We start from the raw sequence: 19,576 nt of genomic DNA on the forward strand, positions 1-19,576 counted from the left end.
ATTGACCTTGCCCAGGCTGACCATGCCGGCAGCGGCCAGGTGGCGGGCGATCGGCGCGTCGGCCTTGGCCGGCGGGGCGTTCCGCAGCACCTCGGCGCCGGCGGTGGTGACCGTGCCCTCCAGGTCGACCAGATCCTTCCAGGCGATCGGCACGCCGTCCAGCGGTCCCAGCGGCCTGCCGGCGCGGTAGCGCTTCAGGCTGGCCTCGGCCTCGCGCCGCGCCCGCGCCTCGGTCACCAGCAGGAAGATCGCCTTGTCCGGACAGGCGCGGATGCGGTCGAAGAAGAATTCGGTGGCGGTGACCGGGTCGGTCGCGCCGGAGAGGTAGAGGCGGCCGAGGGCGGCGGCGGAGATCTGGGACAGGTCGGTCACGGGCGTGGTCCACGGCCCCGGATCCCGTCGCCCCGGCGGGCCGCCGGCCGGGTGCGATCCGCTACTCGACCAGCCGCGGGGCGATTTGTCGAGGCCCAGCGACAGGCAATCGAGTGGACGGGCCGGAGCCGCCCCCTCACCCGAAATCGCTTCGCGATTTCGACCTCTCCCCGGAGGAGAGGTGAAGGGGCCGCAGCTCCTATTCCCCCTCTCCTTGGGGAGAGTGAGGGGCCCGCCGCGTTGGCGGCGGGAGGGTGAGGGGGTTCGGGCTGTGCCGTTGAAGATGTCCGGTTCCTCACACCGTCAGCGCGAACACCCGCAGGCGGTGGCCGTCGGGATCGAGGGCGACGAAGGTGTGGCCGAAATCCAGCGTGGTCGGCGGCTGCAGGATCGGCAGGCCGCGGCCGCGCCACTCTTCGTGCAGGCTCTCGACCGTCGCAGCGTCGGCGACGCTGAAGCCGATCTCGCCGCCCCCGCCGGCCGCGGTCGCCGCCGGCTCGACCGTGTGGCGCGACCACAGGCCGAGCTTGGCGCCGCCGTCGAGCAGGAACAGCGCGAAGGTGGGGGCGGATTCGACCGGCTCGCGGCCCAGTAGCCCGGCATAGAAGGCGGCGCTGGCCGGCGGATTGTCGACATAGAGCAGGGTGTAGCTGGGGATCGGCATCGGGGTTCTCCTGGTGCGGTGACGAGCCCAGGATGCGCGCCGATGCTGTCAGTTTCCGGCAGCAGTCAATCGCCGGAGGCGATGCCCTGGGTCTCGCGCCATTCCTTGAGGAGGGCTTGGCGGCGGCGCGGATAACGGGCCTCGATGGTGGCCGCCTCCAGGATCCGATCGGTGCGGAAATGGCGGAAGCCCTGGCGCAGCTCGCACCACGCCACCACCATCCGGACCTGGTCGAAGAAGCCGAGGGCGAAGGGCCAGATCACCCGCCGCGTCTCCGCACCCTCCGGGCCGCGATAGGCGATGGCCAGCTTGCGCTCGCCCCGGATCGCCTGGCGCACGGCCGCGAGGTCGATGCCGCCGCCGGCGATCGGCTGGCCGGGGCCGACCAACAGGGTGCTGGCGTCCAGGCCCTGGCGCAGATCCTCCGGCAGCACCGCCGCGATCTTGGCCAGGGCGTTGCGGGCGGCGTCGCCCAGCCGGTCGTCGGCGCGCCGGGCCACCCAGCGCGAGCCCAGCACCAGCGCCTCGATCTCATCCTCCGAGAACATTAGCGGCGGCAGCATGAAGCCGGGCCGCAGCACATAGCCCAGCCCCGGCTCGCCCTCGATGTCGGCGCCCTGGGCCTGCAGCGTGGCGATGTCGCGGTAGAGGGTGCGCAGGCTGACCCCGGTCTCCGCCGCCAGGGCGCGGCCGCTGACCGGCCGGCGATGGCGGCGCAGCACCTGGATCAGCCCCAGCAGGCGTTCGGATCGCGACACGGCCCCTCCTGGTCGAGGAGGCCATGCTGCCAGATCCTGGCAGCGATGTCAGTGGGCGCCCGGCACCAGGACCCGGCCGGTGAAGGGACCCTCCACCGCCTCGACATAGGCGCGGGCGACCTCGGCGGCCGGCGTGCCGCCGTCCCGGCCCATCGCTTGCAGCGTCTCGCGCACCCAGCCGGGGCTGACGGCGTTGACCCGCAGGCCGCGCGGCAGCTCCAGCGCCGCGGCCCGGACGAAGGCCTCCAGCCCGGCATTGACCAGGGCGCCGAAGGCGGCGCCGGCCATTGGCGGATCGAAGGTGCCGGCGGTCAGGGTGACCGAGCCGCCGTCGCGCAGCCGGGGCAGGGCGAGCCGGAGCAGCGCCACCTGGCCCAGCAGCTTGGTGTGCAGGCCGTCGAGAAAGGCCTCGTCCGGTGCGTCGATCGGTGCCATCCGGGCGCTGGCGGCGCAGCAGACCACGGCGTCGAGCGGGGTGGCCGCGGCCAGCAGGGCTGCAATCGACGTCCGATCCTCCATGTCTACGGCCGGGACGCCACGGCGCGACGCCCGCACCACCTCGTGCCGTGGCTCCAGCGCGGCGGCGACGGCCGATCCGATCGTGCCGCCGGCGCCGATGACGACGATCGTCATGCCGCCGCTCCCGGCTTCAGCACATAGGTCTCGGGGTCGTAGTCGTCGAGGCTCGGGAAGCGCAGCGGCTCGGTGCTCGCAAGGGTCAGCAGCCGCTGCCGGTACTGCTCCAGATATGCCCGCCGGCCCTCCTCGCCGATCCGGGCCGGCTGCCAGGCGATGAAGGGCGGCAGCACGTCGAAGCCGGTGAAGCGCAGCATACCGTGCTGGATCGGGTACAGCAGCTGGCCGATCTCGCCGTTCAGCCCGTCCGGCCCGTACATTGTCGCCGGGCCGCCGACGGTCAGCGACAGCATGGCCCGGCGGCCGGCGAAGCGGCCGCGGTCGTACCAGACTCCGCCGCCATAGACCGCGCCCATGGCGAAGACGCGATCGACCCAGCCCTTCAGCATCGCCGGCAGCGAGAACCACCAGAGCGGGAACTGGAACACCAGCGCGTCGCACCAGGCCAGCTTGTCCAACTCGGCCCGCACATCAGGGGCGAAGCCGGCGGTCGCGGTGGCATGCGCCTCCTCCTGCTGCTGCCTGAAATAATCCGGGTCCAGCGCGCCGGTGAAGTTGCCGCGGCCGGAGCGCGGATCCCAGCCCATGGCGTAGAGGTCGGAGACCACGAGCTCGTGCCCGGCCTCGGCCAGACAGCGCCGCGCCGTGTCGGTCAGCGCGCCGTTGAAGCTGCGCGGCTCGGGATGGGCATGGACGATGAGGATCTTCATGGCGGTCGCCTCGATGTCTTCGCCCTGAGGATGCGGCCTCGCCTCCGTGAAGAGAATGGCTCATAATCTTCAATAGTCTTGAAGGAAATGATGCAGAATGCGCGGCAGCGACTATGCCGAGCTGCGGGCCTTCGCCGCGGTGGCGGAGGCGGCAAGCTTCTCCCGCGCCGCCAGGCGTCTCGGCGTCTCGCCCTCGGCGCTCAGCCAGACCCTGCGCGGCCTCGAGGGGCGGCTGGGTGTCCGCCTGCTGAACCGCACCACCCGCAGTGTCACCCCGACCGAGGCGGGCGAGCGCCTCCTGGACCGGCTGCGGCCGCTTTTCGCCGAATTCGACCAGGCGGTGGAGGAGGTGAACCGTTTCCGCGATGCGCCGGCCGGGCGGCTGCGCATCAACGTGCCGCGCTTCGCCGCATCCCATTTCGTCGGGCCGGCGCTTGGCCGGTTCCACAGCACCCATCCCGGCGTCGAGCTGGAGGTGGTGGTCGACGACACCATCACCGACATCGTCGCCGGCCGCTTCGATGCGGGGATCCGGCTGGGCGAGACGCTGGAGCGCGACATGGTGGCGGTGCCGCTGACCTGCGCGCTGGAACTGGCGGCGGTGGCGACGCCGGATTATCTCGCGGAGCACGGCGTGCCGGAGAGCCCCGCCGATCTGCACCGCCACCGCTGCCTGCGCTTCCGCTGGCCGGGCGGCGGCGACCTGTACCGCTGGGAGTTCGCAAAGGGCGGGCAGGAGGTCACGCTGGCCGTCGACGGGCCGCTTGTGGTGAACGACACCGCGCTGATGCTGCAGGCGGCGCTCGGGGGCGTCGGCATCGCCTATCTGCTCGACTGCCAGGTGCAGGCCGATGTCGAGGCCGGGCGGCTGCGGCGGGTGCTGGGGGACTGGTCGCCCCGCTTCCCGGGCTTCTACCTCTACCACCCAGGCCGCCGGCAGATGCCGCCGGCGCTGCGCGCCTTCATCGACGTGCTGCGAAGCCGATAGGGTGGGCTGCGGTGGCGTTTACAAAAAATAATATTTGGACGGATGATCGCCCGCCGGCCCGCTGAGACAATGAGCCCATGTCGGGACCCAGAAAGACCATGCCGACCGCCGCGGCGGCGCGCCCGGAGGCTCAGCCGCACGTCCTCCTCGTCGAGGATGATCTCGAGATCTCCCGGATGCTGCAGGGCGTCCTGTCGGAGAGCGGCTTCACCGTTTCGGCCGTGACCGAGGCGGCGGAGATGGACGCGGTGCTGCGCCTCACCAAGGTCGACCTCGTCGTGCTCGACATCATGCTGCCGGGGGAGGACGGGCTCAGCATTTGCCGCCGGCTGCGGGCCGCCTCGGCCATCCCGATCATCATGGTGACGGCGCGCGGCGACGCGGTCGACCGGATCGTCGGGCTGGAGATCGGGGCCGACGACTACCTGCCCAAGCCGTTCGATTCCCGCGAGCTGGTGGCCCGCATCCGGGCTCTGCTGCGCCGCGTCCAGGGCGGCCGCGACGCCGGCCGCGCCCGATCCCTGCGCTTCGCCGGCTGGCGGATCGACCCGGCCTCACGCCAGCTGCACGATCCCGACGGAGTGCAGGTGGCGATGACCAGCGTCGAGTTCGACCTGCTGGCGGCGCTGTGCCGCCATCCCGGCCAGGTGCTGTCGCGCGACCAGCTGATCGAGCTGACCCATAGCGGGCTGGCCAGCCCGGTGCAGCGCAGCATCGACGTCCATGTCAGCCGCATCCGCCAGAAGATCGAGCCCGACCCCGACAACCCGCGCTTCATCAAGACCGTGCGCCTCGGCGGCTACATGTTCACCGAGCGGGTCGAGCCGGCTTGATGCGGTTCCTCTTCCGCCTGGTCCCGCACAGCATAGCCGTCCAGATCAGCGGGATCTTCGCGGTCTCGGTGCTGCTCGGCATCGGGCTGACCAGCGCCATCCTGTTCCTGTTCTTCCGGGAGCCCGACGCGCGGGACGGGGATTCGCTCTCGGCGACGGGGATCGGCAAGGTCATCCAGATCGCCCAGACCGCCGAGACCGTGGAGGAGCTCGACAAGATCCTCGACGTCGCCCGGCGGGCCGGCTTCGGCGCCGTCCGGGTGCCGGTGGCGGAGTTCACGGCCCGGCCGGCGGATGCGCCGATGCCGTTCGCGACCGGCGTGATCGCGTTTCAGCTGAGGACCCTCTGGGACATCGAGGTGCGCAGCGCCGACTTCCACCCCGGCGCCGGCGACGGCCTGATCGTGCAGCTCGACGACCAATCCGCCCTGCTGTTCGCGGCCCCCACCCTGTCCAGCCTGTGGCGGTTCATCCTCCGGCCCACTGTCCTGATCATCATCACGATGCTTGTCTTCGTCGTGTTCCTGTCGGTCTATGCGGTGCGCTGGATCATCGCGCCGCTGTCGGCGCTGGGGCGTGCGGCCGAATCCTTCGGCCATTCGCCCGACGATGACCGCCTGATCGACCGCCGCGGGCCGCGCGAGATCGGCCAGGTGGCCGACGCCCTCAACGACATGCGCACCCGCATCCGCGCCCTGATCGACGACCGCACCCGCATGCTGGCCGCGATCAGCCACGACCTGCGGACGCCGCTGACCCGCCTGCGTCTGCGGGCCGAGCGGATCGGGGATTCGGAGCTGCGGGACGGCATCCTGCGCGAGGTGGTGCGGATCAGCGGCATGCTGGACGAGACGCTGGAGTATCTGCGCCCCGGCATGCGGGAGGAGCCGATGTCGCGGGTCGACCTGCCCAGCCTGCTGCAGACGGTCTGCACCGAATTCGCCGATGTCGGCCATGACATCGCCTATGCCGGGCCGCCGCGCCTGGCCTGGGTGTGCCGGCCCAACGCCTTGGCGCGGGCGGTCAGCAACATCGTCGACAATGCGGTCCAGCACGGGTCGGCGGTGCGGGTCGGGCTGCGGCTCGGCGAAGCCGGCAGGGCGGAGATCGAGGTGGCGGATGACGGGCCGGGCATCCCGGCGCCGCTGCGCGAGAAGGTCTTCGATCCCTTCTTCAAGGGCGACGATGCGCGGCCGGCCGCGGCGGGGCGGGGCTTTGGGCTGGGCCTGTCGATCGCGCGGGACGTCGTCCGCGGCCATGGCGGACGGATCGATCTGCTGGACCATGCGCCGCACGGCCTGGTCGTCCGCATCTCGCTGCCGGCCGCAATATCTCTTAACAGAACTTAAAACCGGGCTATCCGCCCCGCTCCTACTCTCGCGGCTCCATCGAGCCACGGGATGAATCGCATGTCAGTGTCTTCGTCGACCGCCCTTTCGTCTTTGGGGCGACTTGTTCGCACGGCCGGCGGCTGTGCGGTCCTGGCCGCCGCTGCCGCACCGGCGGCAGCCCAGGAGGCGCCGGCCCGCGGCGACTGGAGCTTCTTGCTCGGCGGCGGTGCCATGGTCCGGCCGAGCTATGAGGGCTCCGACAAGTTCTCGGTGTCGCCGCTGCCCTTCGTCTCGATCAACTGGCGGGACCGGGTCTTCCTCGACATGGAGCGCGGGCTCGGCGTCAACGTTGTCCGCACCGACGTGCTGCGGCTGGGCGTGTCGGTCGGCTTCGCGCCGGGCCGGGACGAGGATGACGAGGACCATCTGGAAGGCTTGGGCGACATCGACATGGCGGCGCGCGGCCATGTCTTCGGCTCCTACTCCTTCGGCATGGTGCAGCTCGGCCTCGACGTCTCCAAGGATTTCGGCGGCAGCGAGGGCGTACTGGTCCGGCCCGGCGTGTCCGTGAAGGTGCCGCTGGCCGAGAGCTGGACGTTGTCCTCCGGCGTCTCCGCCACCTGGGCCAATGACGACTACATGCAGAGCTTCTTCGGCGTCTCGTCGTCGCAGTCGCGGAAATCGGGGCTGGAGCGCTACGACGCCGGAGCCGGGTTCAAGAGCGTCGATCTCCGCATCGGCCTGAACTGGGCGATCTCGGAGAGCTGGTTCGCCGCGGCGAATGCCGGCGTCGGAATCCTGCTCGGCGACGCGGCGGACAGCCCGATCACCGAGAGCAGGGTGCAGCCCTCGGTCGGGCTGGCGATCGGCTATCGGTTCTGAGGCCGCGACCATCGATCGAGACCGTCGAGGAGGCCGCGATGGATCTGGGAATGCTCTGGCTCGGCGCCGTCATCGAGATCGTGGAGCCGGGCATCATGATCCTGGCCGTGCTCTGGCTCGCCACGATCCTGCTGTGTGTCCTTCCGGCTCTCCGGGACGGCGCATAGCCCCGGACGGGTCAGGGGCGGGCGGCGCCCGCCGCCGGGCCGCGGCGCCGGCTGGCCGAGGAGACGATGGCGATGCCGGCCAGCACCACCAGCCCGCCGGCGATCTCGTTCAGGCCGATCGTCTCGTGCAGCACCAGCACCCCCAGCAGCACGGTCCAGACCGGGGTGAGGTAGGCGTTCATCGACCCCAGCGTCGGCCCGGCCAGGCGCAGGATCTGCATGTACAGCGCGATCGGCACGGCGGTGGAGAAGATGCCGAAGAACAGCAGCGCCAGCCCGTGTTCCGGCACCGCGGCGAAGGCGGCGGGGCCGGTGACGGCCAGCACCGCGACCAGGCTCGGCAGGCCGGAGAAGACCTGCTGGCCCAGCGCCAGTCGCACCGGCTGCGGCGACGGGATACTGCGGACATAGATCACACCGAAGGCGTAGCTGGCGGCCGTCGCCGCCATCGCCAGCGGCCCGAACAGCCCGGCCGAGGTGCCGGCGAAGGCGGCGGGGCCCAGCAGGATGGCCATGCCGGCGAAGCCGACCAGAACGCCGATGGCGCGCCGGCCGCTCAGCCGCTGGTCACTGAACAGCAGATGCGCCAGCACCGCTACCATCAGCGGGCTCGACGCCGCGATCAGCGCGGCGAGGCCGGCCTCGGTGTCGGCCAGGGCATAGGCGGTCAGCGTGTTCGGGATGATGCCCTGCAGGATGCCCAGCACGATCCAGTCGCGCCATTCCCGGTCGCGCGGCAGGACGCTTTGGCCGCGGGCCAGCAGCCATAGCGCCAGCAGGCCGCCGCCCATCAGGCCGCGGATCGCGGCCAGTGGTACCGGGGCGATGTCGGTGCCCAGCACCTTCATCAGCAGATAGGCGGTGGCCCACAGGAAGGAGCAGAGCAGCAGCAGCCCCAGCAGCGGCGCGCTGCCGGTGGACGCCTTGGCGATGTCGGCGGACGGGCTCATCCGCGCCCCTCCCGCCCGATGTCGAATCCGGTCACTGTCCGCTTCCTCCCGCTCGGCCGGCAAGGTGGCGGAAAACCGGCCGGACGGGAAGGGGCGGCGGATTCAGCCCTGCAGCAGCGGCGCTACGGCGACGCTGCGGCCGCTGTCGATGCTCTGCAGCGCCGCGACGCCGCACAGCACCGCCAGCGCCCCGGCGCGGGCGTCGGCGCGCAGGCCCAGCGGGTCCGGGATGCCGGGGCGGAACAGCATCGCCTGCATCTTCGGGTCGCCGCCCCAATGGCCGCCATGCTCCTGCGGCACCCAGATGTGCTCGACCTTGCCGAAGTTGCGCATCAGCAGGATCTCGTCGGCCGGCGGCGTGGTCCAGGGCTGACGCTCGTATTGCCGCACCTCGATCCGACCCTTGGTGCCGTTGAAGGCCAGATGGTGGCCCTCGATCGGCATGAAGGTGTTGAGCGAGTAGGAGACCTGGACGCCGTTCTTGTAGCGCAGCGCCGCCGACATCGTGTCCGGGATGTCGATGTCCTCGCGGAACACGCAGGCGTCGCGGACATAGCCGTCCTCGCGCGACGGATCCTCGTACAGCGTGGTCAGCCAGGGGTCGGCCGAGACGTCGAAATGGAAGTCGCATTCGCCGGCATGCGGGCAGGTCTTGCAGCGCGGCCCGCGGAACGGGCCCTTGCGGCCGTAATGGCGCAGCTCGCCGCGTGCAAACACCTCCTCGGGCTCCGACGCCAGGTACCAGTTCAGCAGGTCGAAATGGTGGGTGGCCTTGTGCACGAACAGGCTGCCAGAGTACTGGCGATAGGCGTGCCAGCGGCGGAAGTAATCGGCGCCGTGCTTGGTGTCGAGATACCAGTGGAAGTCGACCGACACGACGTCGCCGATGGCGCCGTCCAGCAGCAGCTGCTTGATCCGCTGCGAGGTCGGCGCGTAGCGGTAGTTGAAGGTGACGTCGACCCGGCGGCCGGTGCGCCTCTCCGCCTCCAGGATGCGGCGGCACTTCTCCGCCGTCGTGGTCATCGGCTTCTCGGTCATCGCGTCGACGCCGGCTTCCAGCGCCTGCACGATGTGCTCGTCATGCACGCTGTCGCGGCTGCACACCATCAGCCGGTCCGGCCGGGTCTCGCGCAGCATGGCGCCGAGATCGGTATAGGTCGGCGCGTCGACACCGATTGCCGCCCGCGCCCGCTCCAGCCGCAGCGGGTTCTGGTCGCACAGCCCAACCATCTCGACCACGTCGCCGACCTGGGCCAGCAGCTCCCGGCCCCAGGTCCCGGCGCCGCGATGGCCGGTTCCGACCAGCGCGACCCTCGTCTTGCCTTCGCCCATCCTCGCCTCCGTTACAGAGTGCCCGTCACGTCCGATCGTGCGGTCCAGGCCAACCCGGAACCGTCATCGCGAGCCCCGCAGGGGCGTGGCGATCCAGCGGCACGGACCCCTGGATCGCCACGTCGCTTCGCTCCTCGCGATGACGGTTCTGGGATTGGCGACATTTGTACCCAGCGATTTGCTCTTACAGCGTGCAATGCGTCTCGTAGCGCTCGATGCAGGTCTTCAAGACCTCGTCGCCCGGGCGCTTCCACCAGGTCTCGGCCGAGAAGATCTCGACCTCCTGCGGCCCGGTAAAGCCTGCGGCCTCGATCGCGGCGCGGATGCCGCGCAGGTCGATCACCCCGTCGCCCATCATGCCGCGGTCCAGCAGCAGGTCCGTGGTCGGCACCAGCCAGTCGCAGATGTGATGCGCCAGGATGCGCCCCTCGGCGCCGGCGCGGGCGATCTGCGGCATCAGCTCCGGGTCCCACCAGACATGGTAGACGTCGATGGCGACACCGATGCCGTCGCCCAGCAGGTCGCAGATGTCCAGCGCCTGCTTCAGCGTGTTCACGCAGGCGCGGTCGGCCGCGTACATCGGGTGCAGCGGCTCGATCGCCAGCGGGATGCCGCTGGCCCGGGCATGCGGCAGGATGGCGGCGATGCCGTCGGCCACCATCTGCCGGGCTGCGCCGATATCGCGCGAGCCCTGCGGCAGCCCGCCGACCACCAGCACCAGGCAGTCGGCGCCCAGCGCCGCCGCCTCGTCCACCGCGCGCAGATTGTCGTCGATCGCGGCCTGCCGCGCCTCCGGGTCGCCGGCCGGGAACATGCCGCCGCGGCACAGGCCGGTGACCTGGAAGGCGTTGTCGCGGACGATCCGCGCCGCCTCGTCCAGGCCGATCTTCTGCACCTGGTCGCGCCAGGGGGCGATGGCGGTGATGCCGTGGCCCAGGCAGGCTTCGGCCGCCTGGCGCATGTCCCATTGCATGCGGGTGGTGGCGAGGTTGATCGACAGACCTTCGGTCGCCATGGATCAGATCTCCGTCGATCCGTCGGCCATCGCCGACCAGTCGGGGGTGAGGGCGGTGCCCAGGCCGCGCGCGGCCAGCACCGAGCCGATGGCGAGACGCCCGCCGCGGATGCTCAGGCGGGCGCGGCCGCCGGCATCGGCATAGAGGTCGGGGTGGGCGGCCAGGAAGGCGCGCTGCTCGGCCGCGGGCGCGCCGGCCATGCCGTCGACATAGTGATGGCCATTGCGCTCGACATGGCCGGTGCCGCCCAGCGCCGCCAGCACCAAGTCCTGCTGCAGGGCGACGCCGCCCTGGGTCGTCAGGTCCTCGGCCGACAGGAAGTAGCGGATTCCGTCCTCGGCGCTCCATTTGGCGATCCGGGCCCGGTTCAGCAGCGCCCGGTGGAAGCCCTTGCAGGATTTCGAGGAGATGCCGCGATAGCCCAGCGTGCGCGCCCTCGGGAACACGCCGATCTCGGCGTCGGATTCATCGATCTCGACCGGCACGCGCTCGGCCAGGGCATGGATCGGCTCGGCCAGCGCCCGGGCGCGGGCGATCGGCTGCTCCAGGAAAAGCACCGCGGATCGCAGCCGGGCCAGGGCAGGGTCGGCGGCGAGGCGGTCCCAGAACTCCGCCACCCGCCCGGCCTCGGCGAACTGCTCGTTGCCGTCCAGGGTGACGCGGTAGTCCGGCAGCCGGTCCAGCACGGCGGCGATCCGGCGCAGCCGGCCCAGGTCGGACTCGGCCTGGCCGCTCAGCTTCAGCTTGAAATGGCTGTGGCCATAGGCGGCGATCGCCTGCTCCAGGCTCTGCGGCAGCCCGTCATTGAGAGGCTCGGCGATCTCGGCGGTGGTGACCGGGTCGGCCAGCCCGACCGTGTGCCGGGCGTAAATGTGGTTGGCGGGCGCCAGCCCGGCCAGGAACAGGCCGAGGTCGAAATCCCCGAGATCCGGGGCGGTGGCGGCGGTCAGGCCGATCCGGTTGCCGCGCACCGCCGTGACCGCGTCGATCCCTTCGATCCGGCACAGCGCGTCGATCACGGCGCGGTCGAACAGGGCGAGGCCGAAGGAGGCGATCAGCCCGCCCAGCCCTTCGGCCGCACAGGCGGCGTGCTGCCGCGGCTCGATCGCGGCGCTCAGCGCGAAGGCCGGGGCAGGGGGGCCGTCCAGATAGAACGGGCGGGCGAGGGCGAGCGACCGGCGCAGCTGGTCGAAGTTCTGCTGCTCGGAGAGGGCCGGGTCCTTGTCGAACCATTTCGGCACCATCAGCTCGGCCGCCTGTCCTTCGGCCCGGCGGCCGTCCGCGGCCTCGACCGTCAGCCGCAGGAAGGCCTGCGGCGCCGCGGTGACGGTGGCGGCGCCGAAGCGGAAGGGCAGCCGGAACCGCACCGGCCGCTCATACAGCCGGGCCTCGACGACGCGCAGGCGGGGGGCGGTCATTCGCAGACTCCGGGCGAGCGCAGCTTAGCCCTATATCCTCCCCCTCCCCTTGCGGGAGGGAGGCAGGGGGAGGGGGCTCGTGCCGCAAGAGCGGTGCCCCGGATTAGGGAGCGGCCCTGCCGTCGGCAATCCCCTCCCCCTACCCCCTCCCGCAAGGGGAGGGGGAGGATGAACGGGAAAGCCTGCGACAGCTGCCTCATTCCACCCCGCCCAGCGCCAGGACCTTGCGCATCCGCTGCACCGCCAGGTCCGGGTCGCGCAGCACGCGGGCGGCGTCGGCCAGGCGGAACAGCTCGGCCAGATGCGGCAGCGACCGGGTGCTCTGCTGGCCGCCGATCATCAGGAAATGGTCCTGCAGGCCGTTCAGATAAGCCAGGAACACGACCCCGGTCTTGTAGAAGCGGGTCGGCGCCTTGAAGATGTGCCGGCTCAGCGGCACGGTCGGCGCCAGGATGTCGTGGAACCCGGCCTCGTCGCCGGCGGTCAGCCGCGCCAGCCCGGCCGAGGCGGCGGGGGCGATGGCGTCGAAGATGCCGAGCAGCGCGTCGGAGTAGCCCTGCTCGTCGCCGGCGATCAGCTCGGCGTAGTTGAAGTCGTCGCCGGTGTACATGCGCACGCCCGCCGGCAGCCGGCGGCGCATCGCGATCTCCTTCTCCTTCGACAGCAGCGAGATCTTGATGCCGTCGACCTTGGCGGCGCTGTCGCGGATCACGGCCAGGCAGGTGTCCATCGCCCGGTCGTGGTCGGCGTCGCCCCAATAGCCGGCCAGGGCCGGGTCGAACATCTCGCCGAGCCAGTGCAGGATCACCGGCTGCTTCACCTGGCGCAGAATATGACCATAGACGCGGACATAGTCGTCCGGCCCCTTGGCCGCGACGGCCAGCGCCCGGCTGGCCATCAGGATCACCCGGCCGCCCAGGCCTTCCACCGCCTCGATCTGCTGCTCATAGGCTGCGATCACGTCGGCGATGGTGACGCCGGGGCCGGGCGGCAGGTGGTCGGTGCCGGCGCCGCAGGCGATCACGGCGCCCGGCCGCTCCTTCGCCCCGGCCAGGGCGCGGCCGATCAGCGCCTTGGCGGTCGGCCAGTCCAGCCCCATGCCGCGCTGGGCGGTGTCCATCGCTTCGGCCACGCCAAGGCCGAGATCCCAGAGATAGTGGCGGAAGGCGATGGTGCGGTTCCAGTCGACCGCCGTGTCCAGCCAGGGATCGTTGTCGGCCAGCGGGTCGGCCACGACATGCGCCGCGGCATAGGCGACCCGGTTGAAGGCCGGGGCGCTGCCCGGGGCCGGCATCGGCAAAGGCGCGTTGCGGATCGCGTAGGTCTCGAGACCGCCGCCGGCGCGGGGGAGGGTGAGCGACGCCATAATGGCTCAGCGCTCCAGCGCCGGCAGGTCGACCCAGCGCCGCTCGGCCCAGCTCTGCAGCCCGGCCTCGGCCAGCTGCACGCCCTTGGCGCCCTCCCACAGGGTGAACTTCCAGGGCGTGCCGGCGGCGACGTGGCGGATGAAATCCTCCCACTGCACCTTGAAGCCGTTGTCGTGGACGACGTTGTCCGGCACCTCTTCCCACTGGTCGAGGAACTTCATGGTCTGCGGCTGGTCCGGGTTCCACACCGGCCGCGGCGTGTTCACCCGGTGCTGGGTGAAGCAGCGGGTCAGCCCGGCCACGGCCGAGCCATGGGTGCCGTCGACCTGGAAGGTCACCAGGTCGTCGCGCCGCACCCGCACGGCCCAGGAGGAGTTGATGTGGGCGATCACCCCGCCCTCGAGCTGGAAGGTGGCATAGGCCGCGTCGTCGGCATCGGCGGCGTAGCGCTTGCCGTTCTCGTCCACCCGCTCCGGGATATGGGTGGCGCCCAGGCAGCTGACCGACTTCACCTCGCCGAACAGGTTGTCCAGCACGTAGCGCCAGTGGCACAGCATGTCCAAAATGATGCCGCCGCCATCGCCCTTGCGGTAGTTCCAGCTCGGCCGCTGCGCCGGCTGCCAGTCGCCCTCGAACACCCAGTAGCCGAACTCGCCGCGCACCGCGAAGATCCGGCCGAAGAAGCCGGAATCCCGCAGCATGCGGATCTTCTGCAGCCCGGGCAGGAACAGCTTGTCCTGGACCACACCGTGGCGGATGCCGCGGGCGTCGGCGTGGCGGGCCAGCCTGGTCGCGACCTCCAGCGTCTCGGAGATCGGCTTCTCGCAATAGACATGCTTCCCGGCGTCGATGGCGCGGGTCAGCAGCTCGGCCCGCATCTGGGTCGACCCGGCGTCGAAGAACAGCGTGTCGTCGCGGCTGGCCAGGGCCTTGTCGAGATCGTCGCTCCAGCGGGCGATGCCGTGGCGCCTGGCCAACTGCTCGACCTTCTCGGCATTGCGGCCGACCAGGATTGGGTCGGGCATCACCCGGTCGCCATTCGGCAGCAGCACGCCGCCCTGGTCGCGGATGGCGCAGATCGAGCGCACCAGATGCTGGTTGTAGCCCATGCGGCCGGTGACGCCGTGCATGATGAGCCCGAGGCGCTGGGTGGCCATGCTTCCCTCCCCTTGCGGCACGGGGGAAATTCCCGGCCATGATTGTAACCAACTGGTTACTAGCCGACCACGGAACGGCCCCGCGCGTCAAGAGGCCGCGGCGCCGGTTGAACCAAGGATCAGGGGCGCAGCGACGCCAGGATCATCTCGGCGATGTGGTCGCCCCATTCGGCCAGGGCCTTGGGTTCGGTCAGCTCCCGCCGGAAGATGGTCGACAGCGTGTAGCGGTTCGACAGGTAGAAGGCGCCCAGCGAGGCGATGCTGACATAGACCTTCACCGGGTCGGCATCGGCCCGGAACACGCCCTTGGCGGCGCCGCGCTTCAGCAGCTCCGAGATCACGGCGACCAGGGGAGAGTGCAGGTCGAAGATGCGGGCCGAGCGCTTCAGATGCTTGGCCTTCATCAGGTTCTCGGTCGCCAGCAGGCTGAGGAACTCCGGATGCTCGATGAAATAGCGCCAGGTGAACAGCGCCAGCTCGCGGATGCCGTCGACCGGGTCGTGATCGGCCAGGTGCAGCTTGCTCTCGGCCGAGCGGATGGCGACATAGGCGCCCTCCAGCACCGCCAGGTACAGCGCCTCCTTGTCGCCGAAATAATGGTACAGCATGCGCTTGTTGGCGCCGGCGCGCTTGGCGATTTCGTTGATGCGCGCGCCGCTGTACCCTTTCTCCATGAACTCCTTCACCGCGGCGGCGAGGATCGCCGCGCTGGTGCGTTCCGGGTCGCGCACGGCCTTGGCGGCGGTGCGCTTCGGCGTATCTTTCGTCGGGGCGTCGATGGTCTCGTCGCTGATGCTCACGTCTGGGCGGCCTCGGTCAGGGCCGGGGGCGACGCAGCGCCGCCGCCGGGGTTCGTGTTGACAGCCATCATCGCATCGATCTAGCTTGTAACCAACTGGTTATAACATCGTCTCGCCGGCCTTCGGTCGAAGGCCTGCCTCAGGCACCAACCGACCACCGCTTGCAACGCCGCGCCCATCGACGGGGCGAAGCATCAGGAGGAACGCGATGACGCCGCTGCGGTCGAGCCGCAGGCACGCCCTGGAGGCCGGGATCGGCGTCGCCGGTCTCGCTGTTTCCGGGCCGGTCCGTCCCGCGGGGGCGGCGGGGATCGCATCGCGCGCGGCATCCCGGGGGCCCGGGACCATTCCCTTCATCATCGGCAGCAGCGGGCCGCCTGCAGGCGGCATGACCGCCATGCCCGGCCGCGGCTGACGCAGGGACAACGACCAGCGCCTTCGGGGAGAAGGGGCGCGAAGCAGAGGAGGAACACGAGATGGCGACGCTGACCACGAATCGCAGGCAGGTGCTGAAGGCGGGGGCGGCCCTGGGCGCCCTGGCCGCCTCCGGCCTTTCCATGCCGGCGCTGGCCGAGGACACGCGGCTGCGCATGTTCTGGTGGGGCTCGAAGGAACGGGCCGACCGCACCAACAAGGTCAACAAGCTGTACGAAGGCGCGCATTCCGGCGTCGGCATCACCGGCGAGACGCTGGGCTGGCCTGATTACTGGCCGCGCCTGGCCACCCAGACCGCCGGCCGCAACGCGCCCGACCTGATCCAGATGGATTACCGCTACATCGTCGAATACGCCCGGCGCGGGGCGCTGCTGGCGTTCGACGACTTCATGCCCTCGATCCTGAAGATCGATGATTTCGGCAAGGACGCGATCGATTGCGGCCGGGTCGACGGCAAGCTGTACGGCGTCAATCTCGGCAACAACTCCACCGCCTTCGTCTACGACGCCGAGACCATCAAGCAGCTCGGCGTCGAGACCCCGTCCTGGGACTGGAGCTGGGCGCAGTGGGGCGACTGGTCGGCGAAGGTGGCCCAGAAGAAGCCGGGCTACTGGGGCCTGCAGGATGCCGGCGGCGTCGAGCCGTCGCTCGACTGCTGGACCCGCCAGCGCGGCAAGTCGCTGTACACCGCCGAGGGCCGGCTGGGCTTCGACGCCAAGGACATGGAGGACTGGTTCGGCTTCTGGCACGGGCTGCGCCAGAAGGGCGCCGTGCCGCCCGCCGATATCCAGGCGCTGGACAAGGACTCGCCGGAGAGCACCATGCTGGCGCTGGGCAAGGCCGCGGCGATCAGCACCAACTCCAACCAGCTCGTGGCGCATCAGGCGCTGGTCAAGACCAAGCTGGACATGACCATGCAGCCCAGCGGCGGGCCGGGCACCAAGCCGGGCCAGTACCTGAAGCCGTCGATGCTGTGGAGCATCAGCGCCCGCAGCAAGGTCGCGGAGGAGGCGGTGCGCGTGGTCAACTACTATGTGACCGACCCGGAGGCGGGGAAGGTGCTGGGCGTCGAGCGCGGGGTCCCGGCCTCGAAGGCGCTGCGCGACGTGGTGGGTCCGACGCTCGATCCGCAGAACAAGATCGCGCTCGACTACATCTCCTTCGTCACCGACAAGGTCGGCCCCCTGCCGCCCTCGGCGCCCAAGGGCGCGGGCGAGATCGCCTTCCTGCTGAAGCGGGTGAACCAGTTGGTCGGGTTCGAGCAGGCGACGCCGGCCGACGGCGCCAAGCAGTTCGTCGACGAAGCCAACAGCATTCTCGATCGCGGGTGACGCCAATGACCATCGCGGTGCAGGCCTCAGGCAGGGCGGAACGGGCGCGGGGGAGGCGGCGGATCACGTCCCGCACCCTCTCGGGCTACATGTTCCTGACGCCGTGGCTGATCGGGTTCATCGGCCTGACCGCCGGGCCGATCCTGGTCTCGCTCTACCTGTCCTTCACCGATTTCGACCTGCTGCAGGACCCGCGCTGGATCGGGGCGGCGAACTACGTCCGCATCGCCACGGCCGATCCGAAGTTCCTGTCCTCGATGAAGGTCACCTTCCTGTTCGTGCTGTTCGCGGTGCCCTTGAAGCTGGCCTTCGCCCTCGGCGTGGCGATGCTGCTGAACAAGGGCATCGCCGGGCTGCCGGTCTACAGGGCGCTGTTCTACCTGCCGTCGCTGCTGGGCGCGAGCGTCGCCATCGCCGTGCTGTGGCGGCAGCTCTTCGCCGGCAACGGGCTGATCAACCAGGCTCTGGCGATCTTCGGCATCCAGGGGCCGAGCTGGATCTCCAACCCCAGCTACGCGCTGTCGACGCTGGTGATCCTCAGCGTCTGGCAGTTCGGGTCGCCGATGATCATCTTCCTCGCCGGCCTGCGGCAGATCCCGCGCGACCTGTACGAGGCGGCGTCGATCGACGGCGCCAAGCCCTGGCACAGGTTCTGGCGCATCACCCTGCCGCTGCTGACCCCGGTGGTGTTCTTCAACGCCGTGATCCAGACGATCGAGGCGTTCAAGGCCTTCACCCCGGCCTTCATCATCAGCGAGGGCACCGGCGGGCCGATCGACTCGACCCTGTTCTACACGCTGTACCTGTACCAGGAGGCCTTCAGCAACTTCCGCATGGGCTACGCCTCGGCGCTGGCCTGGGTGCTGGTCGTGATCATCGCGCTGTTCACCGCCTTCTCCTTCCTCTCGGCGCGCTACTGGGTGCATTACGATGAGTGACGTCGCTCTCGGCGGCCCGGCCCGCCGCCCGCTGTCGCGGTCGCTGCTGATCCACATCGCGCTGTGCGCCTGCTCGCTGGCGATGCTGTATCCGCTGCTGTGGATGCTGGCCAGCTCGTTCAAGGACGACAGCCAGATCTTCTCCTCGGCCTCGCTGTGGCCGAGCAGCTTCAGCCTCGACGCCTATATCCGGGGCTGGAGCGGGCTGGACATCAGCTTCGGCCAGTTCTTCTGGAACTCGGCGGTGATCTCGGGGCTGTCGGTGGTCGGCAACGTCTTCGCCTGCTCGCTGACCGCCTTCGCCTTCGCCCGGCTGCGCTTCCCCGGCCGCGGCTTCTGGTTCGCGCTGATGCTGGGCACGCTGATGCTGCCCTACCACGTGACCCTGATCCCGCAATATGTGCTGTTCCTGAACCTGGACTGGGTCGACACCTTCCTGCCGCTGGTGGTGCCGAAATACCTGGCCTCCGACGCCTTCTTCATCTTCCTGATGGTGCAGTTCTTCCGCGGCATCCCGCGCGAGCTGGACGAGGCGGCGATGATGGATGGCTGCAGCCCGTGGAAGATCTACTGGAAGATCATCCTGCCGCTGTCGAAGCCGGTGCTGGCCACCGCGGCGATCTTCTCCTTCATCTGGACCTGGGACGATTTCTTCGCGCCCTTGATCTACCTGAACGACATGGGCTCCTACACGGTCCAGCTCGGCCTCAGGAACTTCGTCGATTCCACCGGCAAGTCGGACTGGAGCGCGCTGTTCGCCATGTCCGTCCTGACGCTGCTGCCGGTGTTCTTCTTCTTCCTGTTCTTCCAGCGCCTTCTGATCGAGGGCGTCGCCACCACCGGCATGAAACGCTGAACCGGGACTTGGGAATGACCATCCGCTTCGCCGCCATTGGCATCAACCACAACCACATCTTCGGGCAGGTCGACGCGCTGCTCGGCGCTGGGGGCGAGTTCGTCGCCTTCCACGCGCCGGAGGACGACCTCGCCGGCCCGTTCCAGGCCCGCTACCCGCAGGCGAAGCGCGTCGCCGACCCGCGCGCCATCCTGGACGATCCGTCGATCAAGCTGGTCACCTCGGCCGGCATCCCGGCCGACCGGGCGCCGCTCGGCATCGCCGTGATGCGGGCCGGCAAGGACTATCTGTCCGACAAGCCGGGCATGACCACGCTGGAGCAGTTGGCCGAGGTGCGGCGGGTGCAGGCCGAAACCGGCCGGATCTACTCGATCTGCTACTCCGAGCATTTCCAGACCCGGTCCACCGTCAAGGCGGGCGAGCTGGTGCAGGCCGGCGCGATCGGCAAGGTCATCAACACCGTCGGCCTCGGACCACACCGCCTCAACGCCAAGACGCGGCCCGACTGGTTCTTCAAGCGGGCGCGCTATGGCGGCATCCTGACCGACATCGCTTCGCATCAGTTCGAGCAGTTCCTGTTCTTCGCCAACACGCTCGATGTCGAGGTGGTGTCGGCCGCCGTCGCCAACCGCGCC

22 protein-coding genes are annotated in these 19,576 nt (G+C 70.0%); 10 read left to right on the forward strand and 12 right to left on the reverse strand.

All coding sequences use genetic code 11. The annotated features are described in order from the left end of the window. The 5 genes from ABDW35_RS11785 to ABDW35_RS11805 all read right to left on the reverse strand — a co-directional run. Nucleotides 1-372, reverse strand: a 372-nt coding sequence (locus ABDW35_RS11785; protein ID WP_343714061.1) for an amidase family protein, incomplete at its 3' end; no start/stop codon positions are given. A 295-nt stretch (nucleotides 373-667) separates the two neighbouring features. Next, entirely contained in the window at nucleotides 668-1,036 is a 369-nt protein-coding gene (locus tag ABDW35_RS11790) for a VOC family protein (RefSeq protein WP_343714062.1), read from the reverse strand. Nucleotides 1,037-1,101: 65 nt separating this feature from the next. Further along, complete coding sequence (locus ABDW35_RS11795; protein WP_343714063.1) at nucleotides 1,102-1,794, reverse strand: YafY family protein; 693 nt, start codon at nucleotides 1,792-1,794, stop codon at nucleotides 1,102-1,104. Between the two features lie 48 nt (nucleotides 1,795-1,842). After that, a complete protein-coding gene (locus ABDW35_RS11800; protein WP_343714064.1) occupies nucleotides 1,843-2,427 on the reverse strand; it encodes a short chain dehydrogenase in 585 nt (194 codons plus the stop codon). Beyond that, nucleotides 2,424-3,140, reverse strand: coding sequence for an NAD(P)H-dependent oxidoreductase (locus ABDW35_RS11805; RefSeq protein WP_343714065.1), 717 nt, complete (start codon nucleotides 3,138-3,140; stop codon nucleotides 2,424-2,426). Before ABDW35_RS11805 ends, ABDW35_RS11800 begins: the two co-directional genes overlap by 4 nt. Before the next feature lie 97 nt (nucleotides 3,141-3,237). Here ABDW35_RS11805 and ABDW35_RS11810 point away from each other — a divergent pair, with 97 nt between their 5' ends. The 5 genes from ABDW35_RS11810 to ABDW35_RS11830 all read left to right on the forward strand — a co-directional run bounded on the left by ABDW35_RS11810 (nucleotide 3,238) and on the right by ABDW35_RS11830 (nucleotide 7,341). Beyond that, on the forward strand, nucleotides 3,238-4,128 hold the full coding sequence (locus tag ABDW35_RS11810; protein ID WP_343714066.1) for a LysR family transcriptional regulator: 891 nt from the start codon (nucleotides 3,238-3,240) through the stop codon (nucleotides 4,126-4,128). A gap of 77 nt (nucleotides 4,129-4,205) precedes the next feature. Beyond that, on the forward strand, nucleotides 4,206-4,961 hold the full coding sequence (locus tag ABDW35_RS11815; RefSeq protein ID WP_343714067.1) for a response regulator transcription factor: 756 nt from the start codon (nucleotides 4,206-4,208) through the stop codon (nucleotides 4,959-4,961). After that, the gene (locus ABDW35_RS11820; RefSeq protein ID WP_343714068.1) at nucleotides 4,961-6,310 is read left to right on the forward strand and encodes an ATP-binding protein; all 1,350 of its coding nucleotides are present in this window, start codon (nucleotides 4,961-4,963) and stop codon (nucleotides 6,308-6,310) included. The genes ABDW35_RS11815 and ABDW35_RS11820 overlap by 1 nt, the downstream gene beginning before the upstream one ends. 60 nt (nucleotides 6,311-6,370) lie before the next feature. Beyond that, nucleotides 6,371-7,174 (forward strand): MipA/OmpV family protein, encoded by an 804-nt coding sequence (locus ABDW35_RS11825; RefSeq protein WP_343714069.1) that lies wholly within the window; start codon nucleotides 6,371-6,373, stop codon nucleotides 7,172-7,174. 38 nt (nucleotides 7,175-7,212) lie between these two features. Further along, nucleotides 7,213-7,341, forward strand: coding sequence for a hypothetical protein (locus ABDW35_RS11830; RefSeq protein WP_343714070.1), 129 nt, complete (start codon nucleotides 7,213-7,215; stop codon nucleotides 7,339-7,341). Between the two features lie 11 nt (nucleotides 7,342-7,352). On the opposite strand, the gene ABDW35_RS11835 is transcribed toward ABDW35_RS11830, so the two are convergent. The 7 genes from ABDW35_RS11835 to ABDW35_RS11865 all read right to left on the reverse strand — a co-directional run bounded on the left by ABDW35_RS11835 (nucleotide 7,353) and on the right by ABDW35_RS11865 (nucleotide 15,381). Next, nucleotides 7,353-8,291 carry a DMT family transporter gene (locus tag ABDW35_RS11835; RefSeq protein WP_343714071.1) on the reverse strand — a complete coding sequence of 313 codons (939 nt, stop codon included), beginning with the start codon at nucleotides 8,289-8,291 and terminating at the stop codon, nucleotides 7,353-7,355. A 102-nt stretch (nucleotides 8,292-8,393) separates the two neighbouring features. Beyond that, nucleotides 8,394-9,623, reverse strand: coding sequence for a Gfo/Idh/MocA family oxidoreductase (locus ABDW35_RS11840; protein WP_343714072.1), 1,230 nt, complete (start codon nucleotides 9,621-9,623; stop codon nucleotides 8,394-8,396). A gap of 184 nt (nucleotides 9,624-9,807) precedes the next feature. Continuing rightward, the gene (locus ABDW35_RS11845; RefSeq protein WP_343714073.1) at nucleotides 9,808-10,638 is read right to left on the reverse strand and encodes a sugar phosphate isomerase/epimerase family protein; all 831 of its coding nucleotides are present in this window, start codon (nucleotides 10,636-10,638) and stop codon (nucleotides 9,808-9,810) included. Nucleotides 10,639-10,641: 3 nt separating this feature from the next. Further along, on the reverse strand, nucleotides 10,642-12,057 hold the full coding sequence (locus ABDW35_RS11850; RefSeq protein ID WP_343714074.1) for a mandelate racemase: 1,416 nt from the start codon (nucleotides 12,055-12,057) through the stop codon (nucleotides 10,642-10,644). Nucleotides 12,058-12,253: 196 nt separating this feature from the next. Continuing rightward, nucleotides 12,254-13,423, reverse strand: a complete 1,170-nt coding sequence (locus tag ABDW35_RS11855) for a dihydrodipicolinate synthase family protein (RefSeq protein ID WP_343714075.1) — start codon at nucleotides 13,421-13,423, stop codon at nucleotides 12,254-12,256. Nucleotides 13,424-13,429: 6 nt separating this feature from the next. Continuing rightward, entirely contained in the window at nucleotides 13,430-14,581 is a 1,152-nt protein-coding gene (locus tag ABDW35_RS11860) for a Gfo/Idh/MocA family oxidoreductase (protein ID WP_343714076.1), read from the reverse strand. A gap of 119 nt (nucleotides 14,582-14,700) precedes the next feature. Beyond that, nucleotides 14,701-15,381, reverse strand: a complete 681-nt coding sequence (locus ABDW35_RS11865) for a TetR/AcrR family transcriptional regulator (protein WP_343714077.1) — start codon at nucleotides 15,379-15,381, stop codon at nucleotides 14,701-14,703. Nucleotides 15,382-15,589: 208 nt separating this feature from the next. Between ABDW35_RS11865 and ABDW35_RS11870 the strand changes: the two genes are divergently transcribed. The 5 genes from ABDW35_RS11870 to ABDW35_RS11890 form a co-directional block, all read left to right on the forward strand. Continuing rightward, nucleotides 15,590-15,796 (forward strand): hypothetical protein, encoded by a 207-nt coding sequence (locus tag ABDW35_RS11870; RefSeq protein WP_343714078.1) that lies wholly within the window; start codon nucleotides 15,590-15,592, stop codon nucleotides 15,794-15,796. A gap of 61 nt (nucleotides 15,797-15,857) precedes the next feature. Beyond that, on the forward strand, nucleotides 15,858-17,147 hold the full coding sequence (locus ABDW35_RS11875) for an extracellular solute-binding protein (RefSeq protein ID WP_343714079.1): 1,290 nt from the start codon (nucleotides 15,858-15,860) through the stop codon (nucleotides 17,145-17,147). A gap of 5 nt (nucleotides 17,148-17,152) precedes the next feature. Further along, complete coding sequence (locus ABDW35_RS11880) at nucleotides 17,153-18,085, forward strand: sugar ABC transporter permease (protein WP_343714080.1); 933 nt, start codon at nucleotides 17,153-17,155, stop codon at nucleotides 18,083-18,085. Continuing rightward, entirely contained in the window at nucleotides 18,078-18,941 is an 864-nt protein-coding gene (locus ABDW35_RS11885) for a carbohydrate ABC transporter permease (protein ID WP_343714081.1), read from the forward strand. The genes ABDW35_RS11880 and ABDW35_RS11885 overlap by 8 nt, the downstream gene beginning before the upstream one ends. 14 nt (nucleotides 18,942-18,955) lie before the next feature. Beyond that, the coding region (locus ABDW35_RS11890; protein ID WP_343714082.1) for a Gfo/Idh/MocA family oxidoreductase at nucleotides 18,956-19,576 on the forward strand (621 nt) is incomplete at its 3' end.

It is taken from the genome of Inquilinus sp. (genome assembly GCF_039594555.1).
GTDB lineage: Bacteria > Pseudomonadota > Alphaproteobacteria > DSM-16000 > Inquilinaceae > Inquilinus.

What these genes read in the sequence shown, in the direction of transcription:
- ABDW35_RS11830 (WP_343714070.1), top strand. Translation starts at nt 7,213, where the DNA reads ATGGATCTGGGAATGCTCTGGCTCGGCGCCGTCATCGAGATCGTGGAG.
- ABDW35_RS11820 (WP_343714068.1), top strand. Translation starts at nt 4,961, where the DNA reads ATGCGGTTCCTCTTCCGCCTGGTCCCGCACAGCATAGCCGTCCAGATC.
- ABDW35_RS11845 (WP_343714073.1), bottom strand. Translation starts at nt 10,638, where the DNA reads ATGGCGACCGAAGGTCTGTCGATCAACCTCGCCACCACCCGCATGCAA.
- ABDW35_RS11805 (WP_343714065.1), bottom strand. Translation starts at nt 3,140, where the DNA reads ATGAAGATCCTCATCGTCCATGCCCATCCCGAGCCGCGCAGCTTCAAC.
- ABDW35_RS11850 (WP_343714074.1), bottom strand. Translation starts at nt 12,057, where the DNA reads ATGACCGCCCCCCGCCTGCGCGTCGTCGAGGCCCGGCTGTATGAGCGG.
- ABDW35_RS11790 (WP_343714062.1), bottom strand. Translation starts at nt 1,036, where the DNA reads ATGCCGATCCCCAGCTACACCCTGCTCTATGTCGACAATCCGCCGGCC.
- ABDW35_RS11800 (WP_343714064.1), bottom strand. Translation starts at nt 2,427, where the DNA reads ATGACGATCGTCGTCATCGGCGCCGGCGGCACGATCGGATCGGCCGTC.
- ABDW35_RS11855 (WP_343714075.1), bottom strand. Translation starts at nt 13,423, where the DNA reads ATGGCGTCGCTCACCCTCCCCCGCGCCGGCGGCGGTCTCGAGACCTAC.
- ABDW35_RS11885 (WP_343714081.1), top strand. Translation starts at nt 18,078, where the DNA reads ATGAGTGACGTCGCTCTCGGCGGCCCGGCCCGCCGCCCGCTGTCGCGG.
- ABDW35_RS11875 (WP_343714079.1), top strand. Translation starts at nt 15,858, where the DNA reads ATGGCGACGCTGACCACGAATCGCAGGCAGGTGCTGAAGGCGGGGGCG.
- ABDW35_RS11815 (WP_343714067.1), top strand. Translation starts at nt 4,206, where the DNA reads ATGTCGGGACCCAGAAAGACCATGCCGACCGCCGCGGCGGCGCGCCCG.
- ABDW35_RS11825 (WP_343714069.1), top strand. Translation starts at nt 6,371, where the DNA reads ATGTCAGTGTCTTCGTCGACCGCCCTTTCGTCTTTGGGGCGACTTGTT.
- ABDW35_RS11840 (WP_343714072.1), bottom strand. Translation starts at nt 9,623, where the DNA reads ATGGGCGAAGGCAAGACGAGGGTCGCGCTGGTCGGAACCGGCCATCGC.
- ABDW35_RS11870 (WP_343714078.1), top strand. Translation starts at nt 15,590, where the DNA reads ATGACGCCGCTGCGGTCGAGCCGCAGGCACGCCCTGGAGGCCGGGATC.
- ABDW35_RS11880 (WP_343714080.1), top strand. Translation starts at nt 17,153, where the DNA reads ATGACCATCGCGGTGCAGGCCTCAGGCAGGGCGGAACGGGCGCGGGGG.
- ABDW35_RS11835 (WP_343714071.1), bottom strand. Translation starts at nt 8,291, where the DNA reads ATGAGCCCGTCCGCCGACATCGCCAAGGCGTCCACCGGCAGCGCGCCG.
- ABDW35_RS11860 (WP_343714076.1), bottom strand. Translation starts at nt 14,581, where the DNA reads ATGGCCACCCAGCGCCTCGGGCTCATCATGCACGGCGTCACCGGCCGC.
- ABDW35_RS11810 (WP_343714066.1), top strand. Translation starts at nt 3,238, where the DNA reads ATGCGCGGCAGCGACTATGCCGAGCTGCGGGCCTTCGCCGCGGTGGCG.